Annotated in this window: 12 protein-coding genes and 2 tRNA genes; 2 read left to right on the forward strand and 12 right to left on the reverse strand. The window is 45.5% G+C overall.

All coding sequences use genetic code 11. The features are described 5' to 3' along the window. Positions 1-85 precede the first annotated feature (85 nt). From RYL27_RS04070 to RYL27_RS04120, 11 genes are all read right to left on the reverse strand, one after another. Positions 86-159 (reverse strand) — tRNA-His (locus RYL27_RS04070). Between the two features lie 28 nt (positions 160-187). Then, a tRNA-Arg gene (locus RYL27_RS04075) sits at positions 188-261 on the reverse strand. Positions 262-416: 155 nt separating this feature from the next. Continuing rightward, complete coding sequence (locus tag RYL27_RS04080; RefSeq protein ID WP_007156471.1) at positions 417-1,049, reverse strand: bifunctional 4-hydroxy-2-oxoglutarate aldolase/2-dehydro-3-deoxy-phosphogluconate aldolase; 633 nt, start codon at positions 1,047-1,049, stop codon at positions 417-419. A gap of 12 nt (positions 1,050-1,061) precedes the next feature. Continuing rightward, positions 1,062-2,372, reverse strand: coding sequence for an RdgB/HAM1 family non-canonical purine NTP pyrophosphatase (rdgB, locus tag RYL27_RS04085; protein WP_314965429.1), 1,311 nt, complete (start codon positions 2,370-2,372; stop codon positions 1,062-1,064). Next, positions 2,372-3,535, reverse strand: coding sequence for a THUMP domain-containing class I SAM-dependent RNA methyltransferase (locus RYL27_RS04090; RefSeq protein WP_314965431.1), 1,164 nt, complete (start codon positions 3,533-3,535; stop codon positions 2,372-2,374). Before RYL27_RS04090 ends, rdgB begins: the two co-directional genes overlap by 1 nt. Positions 3,536-3,543: 8 nt before the next feature. Next, entirely contained in the window at positions 3,544-4,128 is a 585-nt protein-coding gene (locus tag RYL27_RS04095; protein WP_314965433.1) for an HAAS signaling domain-containing protein, read from the reverse strand. A gap of 120 nt (positions 4,129-4,248) precedes the next feature. Next, positions 4,249-6,042 (reverse strand): aspartate--tRNA ligase, encoded by a 1,794-nt coding sequence (gene aspS, locus RYL27_RS04100; protein ID WP_314330298.1) that lies wholly within the window; start codon positions 6,040-6,042, stop codon positions 4,249-4,251. A gap of 93 nt (positions 6,043-6,135) precedes the next feature. Continuing rightward, positions 6,136-7,398, reverse strand: a complete 1,263-nt coding sequence (gene hisS / locus RYL27_RS04105) for a histidine--tRNA ligase (protein ID WP_314965436.1) — start codon at positions 7,396-7,398, stop codon at positions 6,136-6,138. Positions 7,399-7,403: 5 nt separating this feature from the next. Beyond that, positions 7,404-8,681 carry a diaminopimelate decarboxylase gene (locus RYL27_RS04110; protein ID WP_314965438.1) on the reverse strand — a complete coding sequence of 426 codons (1,278 nt, stop codon included), beginning with the start codon at positions 8,679-8,681 and terminating at the stop codon, positions 7,404-7,406. A gap of 128 nt (positions 8,682-8,809) precedes the next feature. Next, the gene (gene pyk, locus RYL27_RS04115; protein WP_314965440.1) at positions 8,810-10,246 is read right to left on the reverse strand and encodes a pyruvate kinase; all 1,437 of its coding nucleotides are present in this window, start codon (positions 10,244-10,246) and stop codon (positions 8,810-8,812) included. Positions 10,247-10,332: 86 nt separating this feature from the next. Continuing rightward, positions 10,333-10,989, reverse strand: coding sequence for a hypothetical protein (locus RYL27_RS04120; protein WP_183684122.1), 657 nt, complete (start codon positions 10,987-10,989; stop codon positions 10,333-10,335). 313 nt (positions 10,990-11,302) lie between these two features. Here RYL27_RS04120 and RYL27_RS04125 point away from each other — a divergent pair, with 313 nt between their 5' ends. Continuing rightward, a complete protein-coding gene (locus RYL27_RS04125) occupies positions 11,303-15,691 on the forward strand; it encodes an acyl-CoA dehydratase activase-related protein (RefSeq protein WP_314965461.1) in 4,389 nt (1,462 codons plus the stop codon). 301 nt (positions 15,692-15,992) lie between these two features. Continuing rightward, positions 15,993-16,628, forward strand: a complete 636-nt coding sequence (gene deoC, locus RYL27_RS04130) for a deoxyribose-phosphate aldolase (protein ID WP_314965442.1) — start codon at positions 15,993-15,995, stop codon at positions 16,626-16,628. Positions 16,629-16,817: 189 nt separating this feature from the next. On the opposite strand, the gene dapF is transcribed toward deoC, so the two are convergent. Further along, on the reverse strand, positions 16,818-17,645 hold the full coding sequence (dapF, locus tag RYL27_RS04135; protein WP_314965444.1) for a diaminopimelate epimerase: 828 nt from the start codon (positions 17,643-17,645) through the stop codon (positions 16,818-16,820). Positions 17,646-17,665: the final 20 nt, after the last annotated feature.

The following is a 17,665-nucleotide window of genomic DNA, read 5'->3' on the forward strand; positions in this document are numbered from 1 at the left end:
AACCAACGACTGCAGGCGTCAAAGGCCTGTGCCTTACCGCTTGGCGATGGCCCTATGAGATAAGAACCTCGTGCGAGAAAAATAGGGTGGCCACCGGGAGTCGAACCCGGGACCTCCAGAACCACAATCTGGCGCGATAACCAACTACGCTATGGCCACCATGTTACGGATAGAACCGTCTCGCAAGTGATCCAGAAGGGATTCGAACCCCCGACCCACGGCTTAGAAGGCCGTTGCTCTATCCAGCTGAGCTACTGAATCATTTCGCATTTTGTGCGACTCTCATATATTAGCGAATCCCCAATACTTTGTCAAGAAAAAATTTTCGCTGTTTACAAAGGCTTATTCTCTGCTTGAATTTCAAAAAAGGAGCCGTAAAAATAGCCCCTTTCCTTTCTTTACAAAACAGCAAAGCTTTAGTGACTTAATTCATAGGCCTCCAGGCAATTCTTGGTAATCAAGGCAAAATCCTTGGTTTCCAAAAATTCTTTTTTACACAGCCAGGTTCCTCCCACACAAAGCACCTTGGAGAAGGAAAGATATTCTCCGATGTTCTGAAGATTCACTCCACCGGTGGGCATAAAATACAGGTTCTGGAACACTGCCGCATAGCTCTTGATGGTCTGTACGCCGCCAAACTGTCCTGCCGGGAAGAACTTCACCACAGGAATATCATAAGACATGGCCATACTGATTTCCGTAGGAGTCAAAACGCCGGGACAATACGGAATTTCTCTCTCTCTGCAAAAAGCTGCCACTTCATGGGAAAAGGAAGGACTTACAATAAACTTGGCACCGGCTTCCACAGCATCTTTACACTGCTGCAGGGTAATCACCGTTCCCGCACCCACATATAAATCCGGATATTCCTTTACCATTAGAGCGATGGATTCCTTTGCTGCCGCCGTACGGAAGGTAACCTCCGCCACCGGCAGTTTTCCCTCCAATAAAGCCTTTCCCAGAGGAATGGCGTCATTTTTATCCTCAATTACCAAAACCGGACAAATCCGAATTCCCTTCATTCTCTCCACAAATTCTGCCATGTACATTATTTTATCCTCCTAAATTTTATGCATTTCCACTCTAAGATTTCCTTTTTGGTCCAAAAACAGCAGGCTATAGCATGGTCTTCTATCCTCCTGTCTGGGAAAGCTGATGGATCCCGGATTGATACAATGCACCCCGTTCACCACTTTGTTACAGGGTTTATGGGTATGTCCGAAGAATGCCATACTGCAATTTCTGTCTCTTGCCTCTTCCGAAAGACGCTCCAAGCCGAAGTTTACCCCATAGAGATGGCCGTGGGTCAAAAAGCATCGTTCTTTTCCGATACGAACTTCCACGTCCTTGGGCAAATAGGAAAAAAAGTCATTGTTTCCCTGTACAAAATAGGACTCACAGCCCTTAGGCAAAAGCGCCTGTACCTCTCCTTCTCCCTCCGAATCCCCCAGATGAATACACATGGATATATCCGGATGCAGACGAAGAACCTTTTCCACATAGTCCAGTCTTCTATGGTTATCGGAAAATACCAAAATCTTTTCCTCCGAAGAAGGATCGATTCTGCCGGCTATCTTAGTCTTCGCTTCCCGAGCAGCTTCCTGTCCCTTTTCGACAACTTCCTGTCTCTTTTCGGCATCCTCCTCTTTTTCCGGCTTTTCCCCGGATTCTTTCTCCGGCTTGTGCTCCGCCTTTGCTTCCTTGCCTTTTCCCGACTGCTCCCGCCCTGCTTTCGAAAAGCGGGCAGAATCTCTTTTTTCCTGCTCTTCTTGAATCATTCTTTCCATCTTTCGAAGAGCCTTTCCCCTATGGGAAACCTTGTTCTTCTCTTCTCTGGAAAGCTCAGCAGCGGTTTTTCTGTATTCCGGAAGGTAGAAAATGGGGTCATAGCCGAAGCCCTCTTCTCCACCGGGCTCTTTTGCAATTTCTCCCGTGCATCTGGCTTCCGTTTGCAAAAGCTTTCCATCCGCAAAAATCGCAACAATGGCGCAGGTAAAATAAGCCATTCTGCTTTTACTACTGCTTTCTTCCATCATAGCCAGGATACGACGATTCTTTTCGGGATAGGGTGTATCCACCCCCAAAAATCGGGCTGAATATATTCCGGGACCAAAGGACAGGGCTTCAATGGACAGGCCGGAATCATCCGCCATAACCAGGTCATCTTCCTCTAAAAGTCCCTCTGCCTTCACAAAGTTATATAAGGCTCTGGCCTTGATTTCCGCATTTTCCAGAAAACTTGTCCCGTTTTCCTCTACCTCCTGATCCATGCCTAAATCTTTGGCACAGAGAATGGTTCCGGGGAATTTAGACAGAATCTCCTGAATTTCTCTTAACTTGTGTTGATTATGGGTGGCAAATAAAATCCGCATTATTTTCTCCCTTTACCATTGTACTGGTAAAAATAGGTTTTCATCATACCATTGTAAAGCTTTCTGTTTTTATCCGCCTTACCAAGGTATTTCTCCGCCTGCTCGTAAGCGGTGATTAAACAAAGCCGCCAGTCATCCAAATCTTCGTAGGCTTCTCTAAGCTCCGTATATAAAAGTGGAAGATTTCTCTTATCTTCTATTCTCTCTCCGTAGGGAGGGTTGGTAAGAATCATACCGCCCCGCTTACTGTGGGACATCTTCCCCACTTCTCTTTCCTGAAAATGGATGAGCTTTCCAACCCCTGCCCGCTCCGCATTTTCTCGGCAAACCGGAATCATGGCAGGATCTATATCATAGCCCTGAATATCCACCATTTTTCCATAGGAATTCTTCTTAGTTTCTAATAGGCTACGGTCAATTTCATCCCCTGCCTCCTCCAAAGCATAGTCCCATTCCTTTTTAGGAATCAGGTTTTCCCAGGCTTCCGCCGTAAAATGTCTATGCATTCCGGGAGCAATCTTTGCCGCAATCATAGCCGCCTCTATGGGGAAGGTTCCTGCACCGCACATGGGATCCACAAAGGGGGCATCCTCTCTCCATTTGCTAAGGAGAATCAGGGAGGCAGCCAAGGTTTCCTTAATGGGCGCCTTTCCCATTTTTAAACGATACCCTCTTTTATGCAGAGAGTCTCCACTGGTGTCCAAACAGAGTAAAACCTCATCCTTATACAGAGAAACACGGAAGGGGTACTTGGCTCCGTGCTCCTCAAAAAAACTCTGATGATAGTAGGATGCCATCCGGTCAACCATGGCTTTCTTCATTACGGACTGAATATCTCTGGGCGAAAACAGCTTGGATTTCACGGAGCTGGCCTTGGTCACCCAGAAGGAGGCATCCTTTGGCAGATATTCTTCCAACGGAAGAGCCTTGGTACCCTGAAACAAATCCTCGTAGGATTCCGCATGGAAGGAGCCCAGCTTTAATAAAACTCTTTCCCCTGTTCTCAGGAAAATGTTGGCACGGACGATAGCCTCCGCATCTCCGATAAAATGCACCTTTCCGTCGCTAACGGTATGCACATCATAACCCAAATCCTGAATTTCTTTTTTACAGACTGCTTCCAGTCCAAAGTGGCAGGGTACCACCAGTTCCATTCTTTGCATCTTCCCTCCTATCGAAAAAGGTATGCCAAAATCCAAAGGATTACCGCCACCGCAAGTACAGGGAGTAAAATCGGTGCCAAAGCGGAAATGATTCCCGCAAAAACCGCGATAATTCCCCCGATAATCAGGAAGAAAATCACAAGAGAAATCACACAGCCTAAGGGACTGACAGGAATGATACGGGGTCCTCCTGCATTTTCAAAGTCCGACTGTCTATCCTGCCGAATGTCCTCTTCTTTATATTGGGTATAGCCTGTCTTTTCCCTAAAGGATTGAGACTGTCTGCTATCTTCTTCCGCTCCCTTATATTGTAAATCCTCTTCGTCGGAGGCATAGTTAATCTCACTTTCCGCATAACGGAAAGGAGTGCTTCTGGCTACATGATCTCCTCCCGCCTCTGCAGCATCAATAATGCTTTTTGCCAAAAGCCTTGGCTCAGAAAGGGAAGCAATAACTTCTTCCTCGGTTTTTCCACCCCGCACTTCCGTCAGGATGTACTCTTCATAAAAACGTTTTTGCTCCAGAATAACTTGTTCCGAAACATTTTGCTTTAATTCTAAAACCAGTTCCCGAATAAATTCCTCTTTCCTCACCTATTCCTCCTAAAACTCAAGCAAAGCCTGGGCTGAGCATATATTCCTCTTTAGCTTAGCTCTATTTTCTCTTTAAAAGTCCAAAAGACACGGAAATATTTGTAAAGCTATAAGCTGCACTTACTCTTCTGTAATAGCAATGTGCAAATCCTTTAGCTGCTGGGGATCAAAGACCTCTGCCGGTGCATCCATCATAGCATCGGAACCGTCCTTTCCCTTCGGAAAAGCAATAACATCGCGGATGCTCTCCGCGCCCACCATCCACATCGCCAAACGGTCTAAGCCGTAGGCAAGACCTGCATGGGGAGGTACACCGTACTGAAAGGCTTCCAATAAGAAACCAAACTGCTCAGTGGCTCTTTCCTTCGTAAAGCCAAGCTTTTCCAACATTTTCTCCTGAACATGAGACTGGTGAATTCTGACAGAACCGCCACCCAGCTCCGTTCCGTTCAAAACAATATCGTAGGCCTTGGCTCTAACCTTGGACAAATCCTCTTCATCCACCAAGGGAAGGTCTTCTTCCATAGGCATGGTGAAGGGGTGATGCATGGCCTGATATCTTCCCAATTCCTCGGAATATTCAAACATGGGGAACTCGGTAACCCAGAGGAACTTCCACTGTCCCTTCTGAATTAAGTCCAAATCCTTTCCTAAAGCAAGACGTAAAGCTCCAAGGCTGTTCCATACCACCTGCTTCTTCTCATCGGATACCAAGAAGAGAAGATCTCCCTGCTCTAAGCCTGTAGCCTCTGTTAATCTCTTGATATCCTCCTCGGACATAAACTTGGCAAAGGAAGACTTTACGGAGCCGTCTTCCCCGTAGCCGAACCAGGCCAATCCCTTTGCCTGATAGCCCTTTACCAGCTCCACATAGCTGTCAATCTTCTTTCTGGGCATGGAGGCCTGTCCCTTTAAAAGAATACCCTTGACCTTACCGCCATTTTCCACGCACTGGCTGAATACGGAGAAGCCGCAGCCCCGTACCGCCTCGGTACACTCCAGTAAAGGCAGGTCAAAACGAAGATCCGGCTTATCGGAACCGTAATTTTCCATAGCATCAATCCAGGTCATTCTCTGTAAGGGAAGAGAAATGTCCACCTGACAGATTTCCTTGAAAATATACTGTAAAAGTCTCTCGTTTACCTCCAACACGTCTTCCATATCCACGAAAGACAGCTCCATATCCACCTGGGTAAACTCAGGCTGTCGATCCGCTCTTAAATCCTCATCACGATAGCATCTTGCCAGCTGGAAATAACGATCCATACCGGAAACCATTAAGAGCTGCTTTAAAAGCTGAGGAGACTGGGGCAGGGCATAGAAGGAACCCTGATGCAGGCGAGATGGTACCAGGAAGTCTCTGGCTCCCTCAGGGGTAGACTTAATCAATGTAGGTGTTTCAATCTCCAAAAATCCTTCCTGAGATAAAAAGGCACGAATCAACTGGGAAAGTCTGGCTCTTGTCATAATTCTCTTCGCCAAATCCGGTCTTCTCAAATCCAGATAACGGTACTTTAAGCGTAAGTCTTCCTTGGTCTTGCTGTCTTCTTCAATGGGGAAGGGAGGCGTCTCCGCCTCTGCCAGGATTCTCAAACTTTTTGCTACCAGCTCCACAGCTCCTGTAGCAAGGCTGGCATTGGCATCCTTTCCTCTGCTTCGAAGCTCTCCTTCTACCGCAATAACAAACTCCGCTCTTAGCTTGGAGGCCTTTTCAAAAACCTCTGCACCGCATTCATTTTCCTCAAAAAGAATCTGTAGGATTCCGGAACGGTCTCTAAGGTCTGTAAAAATAAGACCTCCCTTATTTCTGGACTTCTGTACCCAGCCCATCATGCAGACCGTTTTTCCGATATACTCCTCTCCCAATTCTCCGCATCTTGCGGTTCTGTGTAAACCTCTCATTGACTCAGCCATAACTTTACCCTCTCAATCTTTTCTTGCAACAGCTTAGCGGATTCGCTTCCGGAAATATCCCATTTCCTAAAGACCTTAACTCCATTTTCCTATTTAAGCTTTTGAAAAATATTCTATAAACTCGCTGTAGCCTTCCTTGCTCAGCTGCTCCTTCTGGAATTTCTTATTTTTATTCATTTGGGAAAGCAATACCACTTCTCCCTTGGCTCGTCTGTCCATCGCATCCAGTAGAGCCTTCTTCAGCTCCTCTTCCTGCAAATCCTTCTCCAAAAGAATCGCCTTCTTCTCCGCCCTGACTTCCGAAGCCTCCCCTTCCATAAGAATGGTGATGATTCGCTCAAAGCCGATGGAAAATCCCACCGCCGGGGTATCGATACCGGTAAACTTTCCTACCATCTTGTCATAACGACCGCCTCCACCGATAGAGCCGGAAAATAATGTGGAACGCACTTCGAAAATCGGCCCGGTATAATAGCCCATGCCTCGCACAAGACTGGGATCAAAACGAAGAGGAATCTTTCCCTTTCCGGAGATTTCCACCAAATCCATAATCTTATAAAGGTTTTGGCAAACACCTTCCTCTAAAACATCCTTTAGCTTTTCCCCAAGAGAAAGGAGGTCTTCCTTCTTTCCGGAAACCTGATCCAAAAGCTCGGTATAACGGGAAATCTGCTCCTCGGAATAGCCAAGACCTGCCAGTTCCCCCTTTACCCCGTCTCTTCCAATCTTATCTTCCTTATCCAGGATAATGGAAATCTGTTCAAAATCCCCCTCCGGAAATCCTGCATAGCGTTGCATTGCTTTCAGAATTTCTCTGTCATTTACCACGATATAGAAGGGATACTGTTCTCCAAAACCGATTTCCTGTAGCAGGGTTCCCATAGCCAAAAGCAAATCTATCTCCGAAAGGAAGGAGGAATCTCCGAAAATATCAATATCGCATTGCCAAAACTCCCGAAATCTTCCCTTTTGAGGACGATCAGCCCTGAATACAGGTCCAATCTGTAAGGCCTTAAAGGGACTGGGGAGCTTCGCCTGATTCTCCGCATAAAAACGGGAAAGAGGCAGGGTCAAGTCATAGCGAAGCCCTGCATCGGAAAGGGCCTCAAAATCCCCCTTCTCAATGGCTTCCTTCAGCTTCTCCCCTCGCTTCTCCACCTTAAAAATCAGCTTTTCATTGTCTCCTCCCTGCTTACTGAGAAGATTTTCCAAATGCTCTACGATGGGGGTTTCAATCTCCGTAAAGCCGAAGCGTCCGTAAACCCGTCTGATTGCGGAAAGAATTCTCTGCCGGATGGCCATCTCCTCCGGTAAAATATCCTTCATTCCTGTTACAGCTTTTTTCTTCAATGCCATAATTCCTACTTTCTGTTCTGCAAATACTTCTGAAAATCCTCATCAATATCCAGGGTGGCAAAATAATCCGTATCCCTCTGAGCTCTTCTGATACACTTTACTGTACCGTCTTCTTTTAAGAGAAGCTCTGCACACCAAAGCTTTCCGTTGTAATTGTATCCCATGGCAAAACCGTGGGCTCCCGCATCGTGGAAGAAAAGGTAATCTCCCTTTTCCAGTACCGGTAACTCTCTGTTTTTCGCAAACTTATCATTATTTTCACAAAGAGAACCGACTACATCATAGGTCTTCGTCTCTTTTTCCTCTTCTTTTCCCAGCACCGTAATATGATGATAAGCATCATAAATAGCAGGACGCATCAGATTTGCCGCACAGGCATCCACCCCTGCATAGTGTCTGTAGGTCTCCTTAAAATGAATCACCTTGGTAATCAAAGCCCCGTAGGGTGCCAGCATAAAACGTCCCAGCTCCGTGCAAAGGCGGATATGTCCAAGACCGTTCGGTACTAATATTTCTTCAAAAACCTCCTTAACGCCCTGTCCAATCAGGAGAATGTCATTGGGCTCCTGCTCCGGACGATAAGGAATGCCGATTCCTCCGGAAAGATTGACAAAATCCAGAGAAATCCCAAGCTCCTTCTTAATCCGTACCACCAACTGAAAAAGCTGTCTTGCCAAAACCGGGTAATACTCATTGCTTACAGTATTGGAGGCAAGAAAAGCATGGATTCCGAAATGTTCTACACCCTTTTCCTTTAAAATTTTATAGCCCTCCAGAATCTGAGCCTCCGTCATACCGAACTTGGCTTCTTCCGGATTATCCATAATAGTATTGGCAATTTTAAAATAGCCTCCGGGATTAAAACGCAAACTCATGGTTTTGGGCAGGGTTCCCAGGGTTTCTTCCACTTCCGCAATATTGGAAAAATCATCCAAGTTAATGATTCCTCCCAGCTCCCTGGCAAAGATATATTCCTCTTCCGGAGTATCATTAGAGGAAAACATAATCTCCTGTCCTTTGAAACCGCAAGCCTCGGCCATGGTCAATTCCACTTTAGAGGAGCAGTCTACCCCGCAACCTTCTTCCTTTAAAATTCGTAAAATAGCAGTATTGGGGGTTGCCTTAATGGCAAAGTACTCTTTAAAGCCCGGATTCCAGGAGAAGGCCTTATACAGCTTTCGGGCAGTTTCCCGAATTCCCTTTTCGTCATACAGATAAAAAGGTGTGGGATATTCCTTGGCGATTGCTTCCACTTGTTCTTTACTTACATACGCATTTTTCATCTTTTCTCCTACTCCATACATCCTACTTTATCAATTTCGAAAAATGAGATACTCATTAAAAATAAAAAAAGTCCCTTCCTATCTTAAACATAAGGAAGGGACTTTTCAAGTGAGAATCCTGTGAAATCTTATTTAGGAACAACCATAACTCGCATAATATTTGTGCTGTTGGCAACCTGCTGCTTTAAGAGACGATTGAGTACTCCTGCAGTAATGATGCAAAGGTCCCCGGAATCCACATAGCCCATGCTCTTCAGCTCTTCTAAAGAACTTTCAAATAGCTCATCGGTGGTTTCCGCACGTCTTGCCCAGACCGGAGTTACTCCCCAGTACAGCATCATCTGTCTGGTGGTTACCTGACTGGGAGAAAGAGCGAAGATATTCGTTCTGGGACGATATTTGGCAATCATGGAGGCGGTAATTCCGGTAAGTGTCGGTGCAACGATTGCCTTGGCATGAAGCTCGTGGGCGGTGGTTACGGAAGCCGCACAAACCGCATTGCCGATGCTCTCATATACGGTTCTCTCCACAAGTCTTGTCTTAAACTGCTTATAATCCAAAAACTGCTCGGAATATTCTACGATGGAAGCCATGGTCTCCGCAGCCTCTACGGGATACTTACCGTTAGCAGTTTCTCCGGAGAGCATCACTGCATCCGTACCGTTTTCTACTGCATTGGCCACATCGGTAACCTCCGCTCTGGTAGGTCTTGGATTTCTAATCATGGAATCCAGCATCTGGGTCGCAGTAATAACCAGTTTTCCGTGGAAGTTACATTTTTCGATAATCTCCTTCTGCAAATGAGGAAGACGACGAGCTTCCACTTCTACGCCCAAGTCTCCTCTGGCCACCATGATTCCGTCTGCTTCGTCAATGATGGAATCCAGATTATCCAATCCCTCCTGGGACTCAATCTTAGCGATAATCTTCATCTGAGAGCCGGCCTCATCCAAGAGGGCACGAATCTGACGAATGGCATCTGCGGAGCGAACGAATGAAGCGGCAATAAAGTCAAATTCTTCTGAAATACCAAAACGAATATCCTCGATATCCTTTTCGGTAATAGAGGGAAGCTGGATGGGAACATTGGGTACATTCACGCCCTTTCTCTCCCCAAGCTCACCGCCGTTAGTTACCTTACAGTGAATTTCCTGTCCATTAACGGAAAGCACATCTAAACCGATTAAACCGTCATCAATCAAAATCACATTTCCGGGCTTTACATCCTCATGAAGGTGCTCGTAGTTGATATAAATTTTCTGCTTTGTCCCTACCACTTCCTCGGTAGTGAGGGTAATCTCATCTCCCTCTTGAAGAGTAATCTTATTGCCTCCCTCCAAAACACCGGTACGGATTTCCGGTCCCTTGGTGTCCAAAAGAGCAGCAATGGGTCTTCCCACTTCTTTTCTGGCCTTCCGAAGCATTTCCAATCTAGCTAGATGCTCCTCATGGTTTCCATGGGAAAAGTTAAAACGAGCCACATCCATGGTCTTTGCCAGCTTAAGCAACAGCTCATAATCATTTTCATTGGGTCCCATGGTACATACAATCTTCGTTCTTCTCATTTTTTTCTCCTTTACTCACTCACTATTTTCCACTCATTTTCAGACTCTACTCTATCACATCGACAAGTTTTGCAAAAAACGTAAGCCTATCGATAACGATTAATGTGAAAGATATTTTTATTGTTTCCCTGATTCTGTAATAGGAAGAACAACAAAACATTGGCAAAAGACAGGAGAATAGAAACCCTCTCTCCCATATTTGGACTGGTCAAAAAGAAAAAGAAATACAACGCCGTTTCTATTCCCGCCAGGTACTTGGCCTTAATCGGAAAAAGGAAATAAATGTAAAACATAGTATCCGGCAAACTTAAAGCATAGGCCAAAAAAATACTGAAGCTCATATAGGTAGGATTTAACTGTAAAGACACGCCGGTGAACAGATAAATCAGAATACCTACCACATTATAAAGAATGATACCGGAGGCAATAAAAAACGTGTAGCGGAAGCTTCCCCAGAGAAATTCCAAGGTTTTTCCGATATTATAATACACCATAATACCGATAATGGCCCAAAACACGCCGGAAAATCCTCCCCCTGCCGGAAAGTAAAACAAAAATGTAAAAATCCGCCAGATATGTCCATGGAGAATTGCTTCCGGATCCAAATCCATATAATAATAGTAAATTTCCGGTGCCACCACCTGAATCATAAAACCTATTCCGTAAATCACACAAATATACTGCATTAAATTCGGAATGGCGAAGCGTCCGAACTTTCTATTTAAACGGTCCAAGATATTCATTCTCACTACCTTTCTTTGATTGGCTTTCAAGCTGAGTAAATTTCTTTTCCCCCGCTCTCCCACTGTTGTCTTTTGCTATCTTCTTGCACCGCATGAGTATACTTGTCTCCCCTGGCTTTTTCAAGATGAAATTAGGATTGTCTTATGGTTTTTATTAAAATTCTATTAAGCACAGCTCTTTTTATTATTTTTTTAGAAAGGCTTTATTGTTGCCCCCCTTCCTTTGTGTTAGAGTAAGTCCTTGAACTTTTTCCTATGGGAGAAAGGCAGCTTTTTACACACTTGCTTAGAAAGTATAGAAATGGGTGAATTTATGACAGGAACTTATAGACTGGGAATAGATATCGGTTCTACAACGGTGAAAGTCGCCATTATGGATCAAGAGAAGAACCTTCTCTTTTCAGACTATCGAAGACACTTTGCCAATATACAGGAAACATTGGCAGATTTACTGGAGGAAGCAAAGGAAAAACTGGGGGATTGTACCCTGACTTGTATGGTAACCGGTTCCGGAGGACTGAGTCTGGCCAAGCACATGGGACAGCCCTTCTGTCAGGAGGTTGTAGCTGTAGCAAATTCTTTAAAGGAATTCTATCCCCAAACAGATGTTGCCATCGAGCTTGGAGGAGAGGATGCCAAAATCATCTACTTCAAGGGTGGTATTGACCAAAGAATGAACGGAATCTGTGCCGGAGGTACCGGTTCCTTTATCGATCAGATGGCTTCTCTTTTGGATACGGATGCTTCCGGTCTGAATGAATTGGCCAAGAATTTCCAGATGATCTATCCCATCGCAGCCCGCTGCGGTGTTTTTGCGAAGACTGATATTCAGCCTTTAATCAATGAAGGCGCTGCCAGAGAAGATTTGGCTGCCTCCATTTTCCAGGCCGTATGTAATCAGACTATTTCCGGTTTGGCTCAGGGGAAGCCTATCCGTGGAAATGTTGCCTTCTTAGGAGGCCCGCTCCACTTTATGTCGGAATTAAGAAACAGTTTTATTCGTACTCTAAAGCTGGAGGGAGATGCCATTATCAATCCGGATAATTCTCACCTCTTTGCCGCCATGGGGTCTGCTTTAAGTATAGAAGAAAACGCAAAAGAAATTCCCTTGGCAAGCCTGGTCAAGAGTCTTCGTGCCGGCATTGAAATGGACAGTGAAATCAAGCGTATGGACTGTCTCTTCGAAAAAGAAGAGGATTACCAAAGCTTCATTGCTCGTCACAATAAAGCCAAGGTGCCTACCGGAGACTTATCTTCCTATAAGGGAAAAATCTTCTTGGGAATTGATGCAGGTTCCACTACAACCAAGGTGGCTTTGATTTCCGAAGAGGGTGAACTGCTTTATACTTTTTATTCCGGAAATGAAGGCTCTCCCATTGCCACTGCCATCAGAGCCATGAAGGAAATTAAAGAAAAACTTCCGGAGGGTGCGGAAATCAGCTACTCTTGCTCTACCGGTTACGGAGAAGCTCTCTTAAAGTCCGCCTTCCAGCTGGACGAGGGAGAGGTGGAAACCATTGCCCACTACTATGCCGCATCCTTCTTTGAGCCTGACGTAGATTGTATCTTGGATATCGGCGGACAGGATATGAAGTGTATTCATATTAAGGACGGCACCGTGGATAATGTGCAGTTAAATGAAGCCTGCTCCTCCGGTTGCGGTTCTTTCCTGGAGACCTTTGCAAAATCCTTAGGCTATAACGTCATTGACTTCTCTCAGGAGGCTTTGTTCGCGAAGACGCCTACAGATTTAGGATCCCGTTGTACCGTATTTATGAATTCCAACGTAAAGCAGGCCCAGAAGGAAGGCGCTACCGTAGCGGATATTTCCGCAGGTCTTGCCTACTCCGTAGTAAAGAATGCTTTATACAAGGTTATTAAGGTTACCAATCCCAAGGAGCTTGGTAAGCATATCGTAGTACAGGGTGGAACCTTCTATAATAATGCCGTTCTCAGAGCCTTAGAGCAGATTCTGGGACAAAATGTAACCCGTCCGGACATTGCCGGCATTATGGGTGCCTTCGGTGCGGCCCTGATTGCCAGAGAGCGTTACAGCATTGAAACCGACAAGCTGGAAAATGAAATTCTGGCCGGGGAAGCTGACAAAGAATTCTTGGATGCCAGCGGTTATAAAAAGACCACTATGCTTCCTCTGGAAAAGATTGTGAACCTGGAGTACGAAACCACCATGGGCCGTTGCCAGCTTTGCAGCAATAAGTGCGTACTGACCATCAGCAACTTCGGCGGGGGAAGAAGCTTTATTTCCGGAAACCGTTGTGAAAGAGGTGCAGGAAAGCCCAAGGCAAAGTCCGAAGTGCCAAACCTCTTTAAGTACAAGATTAAAAGAATCTTCGGTTATGAGCCATTAAGTATCGAAGAAGCTAAGCGTGGAGAAGTGGGCATCCCCCGTGTCCTGAATATGTATGAAAATTACCCCTTCTGGGCTATTTTCTTTAAGGAACTGGGATTTAGAACCGTACTCTCTCCCTCTTCCAACAAAAAGCTTTACGAAATGGGTATCGAATCCATTCCTTCCGAGTCCGAATGTTATCCTGCCAAGCTGGTACACGGACATATTGAATGGTTAATCGCCAAGGAGCAGAAGTTCATTTTCTATCCCTGCATTCCTTATGAGCGAAATGAAACACCGGATGCGGGAAATCATTACAACTGCCCCATGGTCACCTCCTATGCGGAAAATATCAAGAACAACGTGGAGAACCTGGAAGAAAAGAGCATTCTCTTTATGAAGCCCTTCCTTGCCTTCACCAATGAAAAAATTTTAACAGACCAGCTTTGCAAGGTCTTTGTTCATCCCAAGGATATTCAGGACTCCATCAAGCCTGCCGGAGACTGGACTCTGGAAAAAATCGGAGAAAAGTTTAAAGAATGGAACTTTACGGAGAAAGAAATCCGAGAAGCAGCTCATCTGGCTTGGGAAGAGCTTTTACAGTCCCGAAAGGACATTGAGGAAAAAGGGGAAGAAACCTTGATGTGGATGGAAAAGACCGGCAATCGAGGAATTGTCTTGGCAGGTCGTCCCTACCATGCAGACCCTGAAATCCACCACGGTATTCCGGAGCTGATTACCTCCTTTAACTTTGCGGTTTTAACAGAGGACTCCATCTCCCATTTGGCAGAGGTAAAGCGTCCCATCATTGTTACGGATCAGTGGATGTACCACTCCCGTCTCTATAAGGCCGCAGCCTTTGTAAAGACCCAGGAAAATCTGGACTTTATCCAGTTAAACTCCTTCGGTTGCGGACTGGATGCGGTAACGGTAGATCAGGCGAAGGACATCTTGAACGGCTCCGATAAGATTTTCACCGTATTAAAGATTGACGAGGTAAATAATTTAGGAGCGGCAAGAATTCGTATCCGTTCTCTCCTTGCGGCTATCCGTGTGAGAGCTGAAAAGAATTATAAGAGAACCATTCGTTCCGAAAGCTACAAGAGGACCCTATTTACCAAGGATATGAAGAAGGAAGGCTATACCATCCTTTGTCCCCAGATGTCCCCTCTTCACTTTGAGCTGATTGAGCCGGCTATTCGTTCCGAGGGCTATAATCTGGTGGTTTTGGACAATGACAACCGTTCCGCCATCGATACGGGATTACAGTATGTAAACAACGACTCCTGCTATCCCTCCATTATCGTGGTTGGACAAGTCATGGAGGCTCTGCTTTCCGGAAAATATGATTTGGAAAAGACAGCGGTTATTATGTCCCAGACCGGAGGAGGCTGTCGTGCCTCCAACTATATCGGCTTTATCCGTAGAGCACTGGACAAGGCCGGCATGGGACAGATTCCGGTTATTTCCTTAAATGCCAACGGTATGGAATCTACCCCCGGCTTTACTATGACCATTCCGCTTCTCACTAAGGCAATGCAGGGAATTGTTTACGGAGACCTTTTTATGCGTCTTCTTTACAGCACCCGTCCCTACGAGTTGCAGGAGGGTTCCGCAGAGGCTTTACATCAAAAGTGGAAGAAGATCTGTCAAGAAAGTCTTTCCAAGAAAAATATTCCTTTCCTGGAGTTTGGAAAAAACGTAAAGGGTATTATTAAAGATTTTGATTCCCTGCCCATGAACACAAATTTAAAGAAGCCAAAGGTTGGTATTGTGGGAGAAATTCTGGTAAAATTCTCTCCTCTTGCCAATAACCATATTGTAGAGCTTTTGGAAAAGGAAGGCGCTGAGGCGGTAATGCCGGACCTTATGGACTTCCTCCTCTACTGTTTCTATAACCAGAACTTTAAGTATGAGAATCTGGGTGCTTCCTGGAAAGGAAAGACCTTCTGTAATATTGCGATTAGCCTTTTGGAATCCTTCCGAAAGACAGCAAGAAAGGAACTGGAAAAGTCCAAGCACTTTACTGCTCCCGGAGATATTCGAGAACTGGCGGATAAGGCAAGACAGTATGTTTCCTTAGGAAATCAGACCGGTGAAGGATGGTTCTTAACCGGAGAAATGCTGGAACTGATTGACGAGGGTGTGGACAATATTGTTTGTACCCAGCCCTTTGGCTGCCTCCCCAATCACATCGTAGGCAAGGGTGTAATCAAGGAATTAAAGCGTCATAACCCCGGTGCCAATATCATTGCGGTGGATTATGATGCGGGAGCTTCCGAGGTAAATCAGCTGAACAGAATCAAGCTGATGCTGACGGTGGCGCAGAACAAAATCAGAGAGCAGGCATAATCTCTGCCTTCCATAATAATATTACTTTCCGCTCTAAGCAGTTTTAATTAGGGGCACGCTCCCGCTAACCTCGCCCGGCAGGGGATACTAAGCGAAAAACTTCATTTCATTTGTTTTTCGCAAGTACCCGCGGGCTCAGATTGCCCCTGCATTTAAACTGCTTAGAGCGGAAAGTGCATAGTGTATATTCATAGACAGACATATTTTTATCAGGCAGTGATTATTCTGCCTGATTTTTTGTTATAATTATGGTTATGGTTTATTAAGAAGCTAAGTAAGTAATTCTTTTTAGGAGGATTCGATGGATATTGCGAAAAAGATTGATCATACCGTGTTAAAGCCGGAGGCGGGGAAGGATGTGGTAGTCCGCTATTGTCAAGAGGCTAGAGAGCATGGCTTCGCCTCTGTTTGCGTGAACAGTGTTTATGTTCCTTTGGTAAAAAAATCTTTAGCAGGAAGTGATGTTAAGGTTTGTTCCGTGGTGGGATTTCCTCTTGGGGCCATGTCCAAGAGAGCAAAAGCCTTTGAAGCCAAATGTGCTGTAGAAGACGGGGCAGATGAAATTGATATGGTGATTCATATCGGAGCTTTAAAGGATGGTGATGTTCAAGCAGTAGAGGAGGATATCCGTGCCGTTGTAGAGGCCTCTGCCCCTGCACTTGTACAGGTTATCGTCGAAACCTGCTTACTGACAAAGGAGGAAATCAAAAAAGCCTGCCAGCTTTCTGAGCAGGCCGGAGCCGCATTTGTAAAAACCTCCACGGGATTTTCCACCGGAGGAGCTACTCTGGAAGATATTCGTTTGATGAAGGCCTCCGTATCTTCCAAAATGCAAATTAAGGCCAGCGGCGGAATCCGCACCAAGGCCTTCGCGGAAGAATTGCTGGAATCCGGTGCAGACCGTATCGGTGCCGGAAACGGAATGCTTCTTCTTTAAAAGGATGAACGGGATATAGTGTTTTACAGTATAGCTTTATGGAGTATATGCTTAAAACAAGGGCAATCTGAGCCCGTCTGTACTTAGTGAAAGCAAGTGAAACGCCGCTTGAACTTAGTACAGCTACGTGGCGAGGTTAGCGAGAGCGTGCCCTCATTTAAGCCTATACGCCATAAAGCACATGAACTTCTATATCCATTCCCCGTTAAAGACTTCTCTGGCCGGTCCCGTCATAAAGGCGTGACCTGTTTTTTTATCATAAGATATTTCCAGATCTCCTCCTAAGAGGTGTACGGTGGCCCTATCCTCTAATCTTCCCATAAGAATTCCCGCCACCACTGCCGCAGTTGCTCCTGTACCACAGGCCAAGGTCTCTCCGGAGCCTCTTTCGTAGACTCTGAAACGAATTTCCGTAGGGGAAAGCACCTGGATAAATTCTGCATTTACCTTATCCGGAAAACGGGGATGCTCTTCGAAATCTTTTCCGATTCGTTCCAAGTCCAATTCAGAAACGGAAGAAACGGACAGCTCAGGATTGTCCTCCAGGAAATAAACCGCATGGGGATTCCCCACATCAATGCCTACAAAGCGTAGAGCCATCCCACGTACTTCGATGTTCTCCGGCAGTTCTCCGTCCAGCTTGACTTCTCCCATATCCACGGTAGCCTTCTCCATTTTTCCATCTTTTACAAAAATTTCAATGTCCTTGATGCCGGATTTTGTCTCTATACGAAGCTTTCTTCTTTCCTTCTCCACAATACCGTGGTCATATATATACTTTGCCACACAGCGAATTCCATTTCCACACATGGAGCCCTCTGAACCGTCTGCATTAAACATGTGCATATAGGCATCCGCCTTGTCGCTAGGCTCAATCAGAATCAGCCCGTCTCCACCTACGCCGAAATGTCTGTCTGCGATACGTCTTGCCAGCTCTTCAGGATTCTCCACCTTTTCCGTAAAGGCATTGACATAAACATAGTCATTGCCTAAACCTTCCATTTTGGTAAATTTCATGATTGCTCCCTTCTTCGAAA

Origin of the sequence: Oribacterium sinus (genome assembly GCF_963537195.1) — a bacterium.
In the GTDB taxonomy this organism is placed as follows: Bacteria; Bacillota; Clostridia; order Lachnospirales; family Lachnospiraceae; genus Oribacterium; species Oribacterium sinus_A.

What these genes read in the sequence shown, in the direction of transcription:
- pyk (WP_314965440.1), bottom strand. Translation starts at nt 10,246, where the DNA reads ATGAGAAGAACGAAGATTGTATGTACCATGGGACCCAATGAAAATGAT.
- RYL27_RS04125 (WP_314965461.1), top strand. Translation starts at nt 11,303, where the DNA reads ATGACAGGAACTTATAGACTGGGAATAGATATCGGTTCTACAACGGTG.
- RYL27_RS04110 (WP_314965438.1), bottom strand. Translation starts at nt 8,681, where the DNA reads ATGAAAAATGCGTATGTAAGTAAAGAACAAGTGGAAGCAATCGCCAAG.
- aspS (WP_314330298.1), bottom strand. Translation starts at nt 6,042, where the DNA reads ATGGCTGAGTCAATGAGAGGTTTACACAGAACCGCAAGATGCGGAGAA.
- RYL27_RS04120 (WP_183684122.1), bottom strand. Translation starts at nt 10,989, where the DNA reads ATGAATATCTTGGACCGTTTAAATAGAAAGTTCGGACGCTTCGCCATT.
- dapF (WP_314965444.1), bottom strand. Translation starts at nt 17,645, where the DNA reads ATGAAATTTACCAAAATGGAAGGTTTAGGCAATGACTATGTTTATGTC.
- RYL27_RS04090 (WP_314965431.1), bottom strand. Translation starts at nt 3,535, where the DNA reads ATGCAAAGAATGGAACTGGTGGTACCCTGCCACTTTGGACTGGAAGCA.
- rdgB (WP_314965429.1), bottom strand. Translation starts at nt 2,372, where the DNA reads ATGCGGATTTTATTTGCCACCCATAATCAACACAAGTTAAGAGAAATT.
- RYL27_RS04080 (WP_007156471.1), bottom strand. Translation starts at nt 1,049, where the DNA reads ATGTACATGGCAGAATTTGTGGAGAGAATGAAGGGAATTCGGATTTGT.
- deoC (WP_314965442.1), top strand. Translation starts at nt 15,993, where the DNA reads ATGGATATTGCGAAAAAGATTGATCATACCGTGTTAAAGCCGGAGGCG.
- hisS (WP_314965436.1), bottom strand. Translation starts at nt 7,398, where the DNA reads ATGGCATTGAAGAAAAAAGCTGTAACAGGAATGAAGGATATTTTACCG.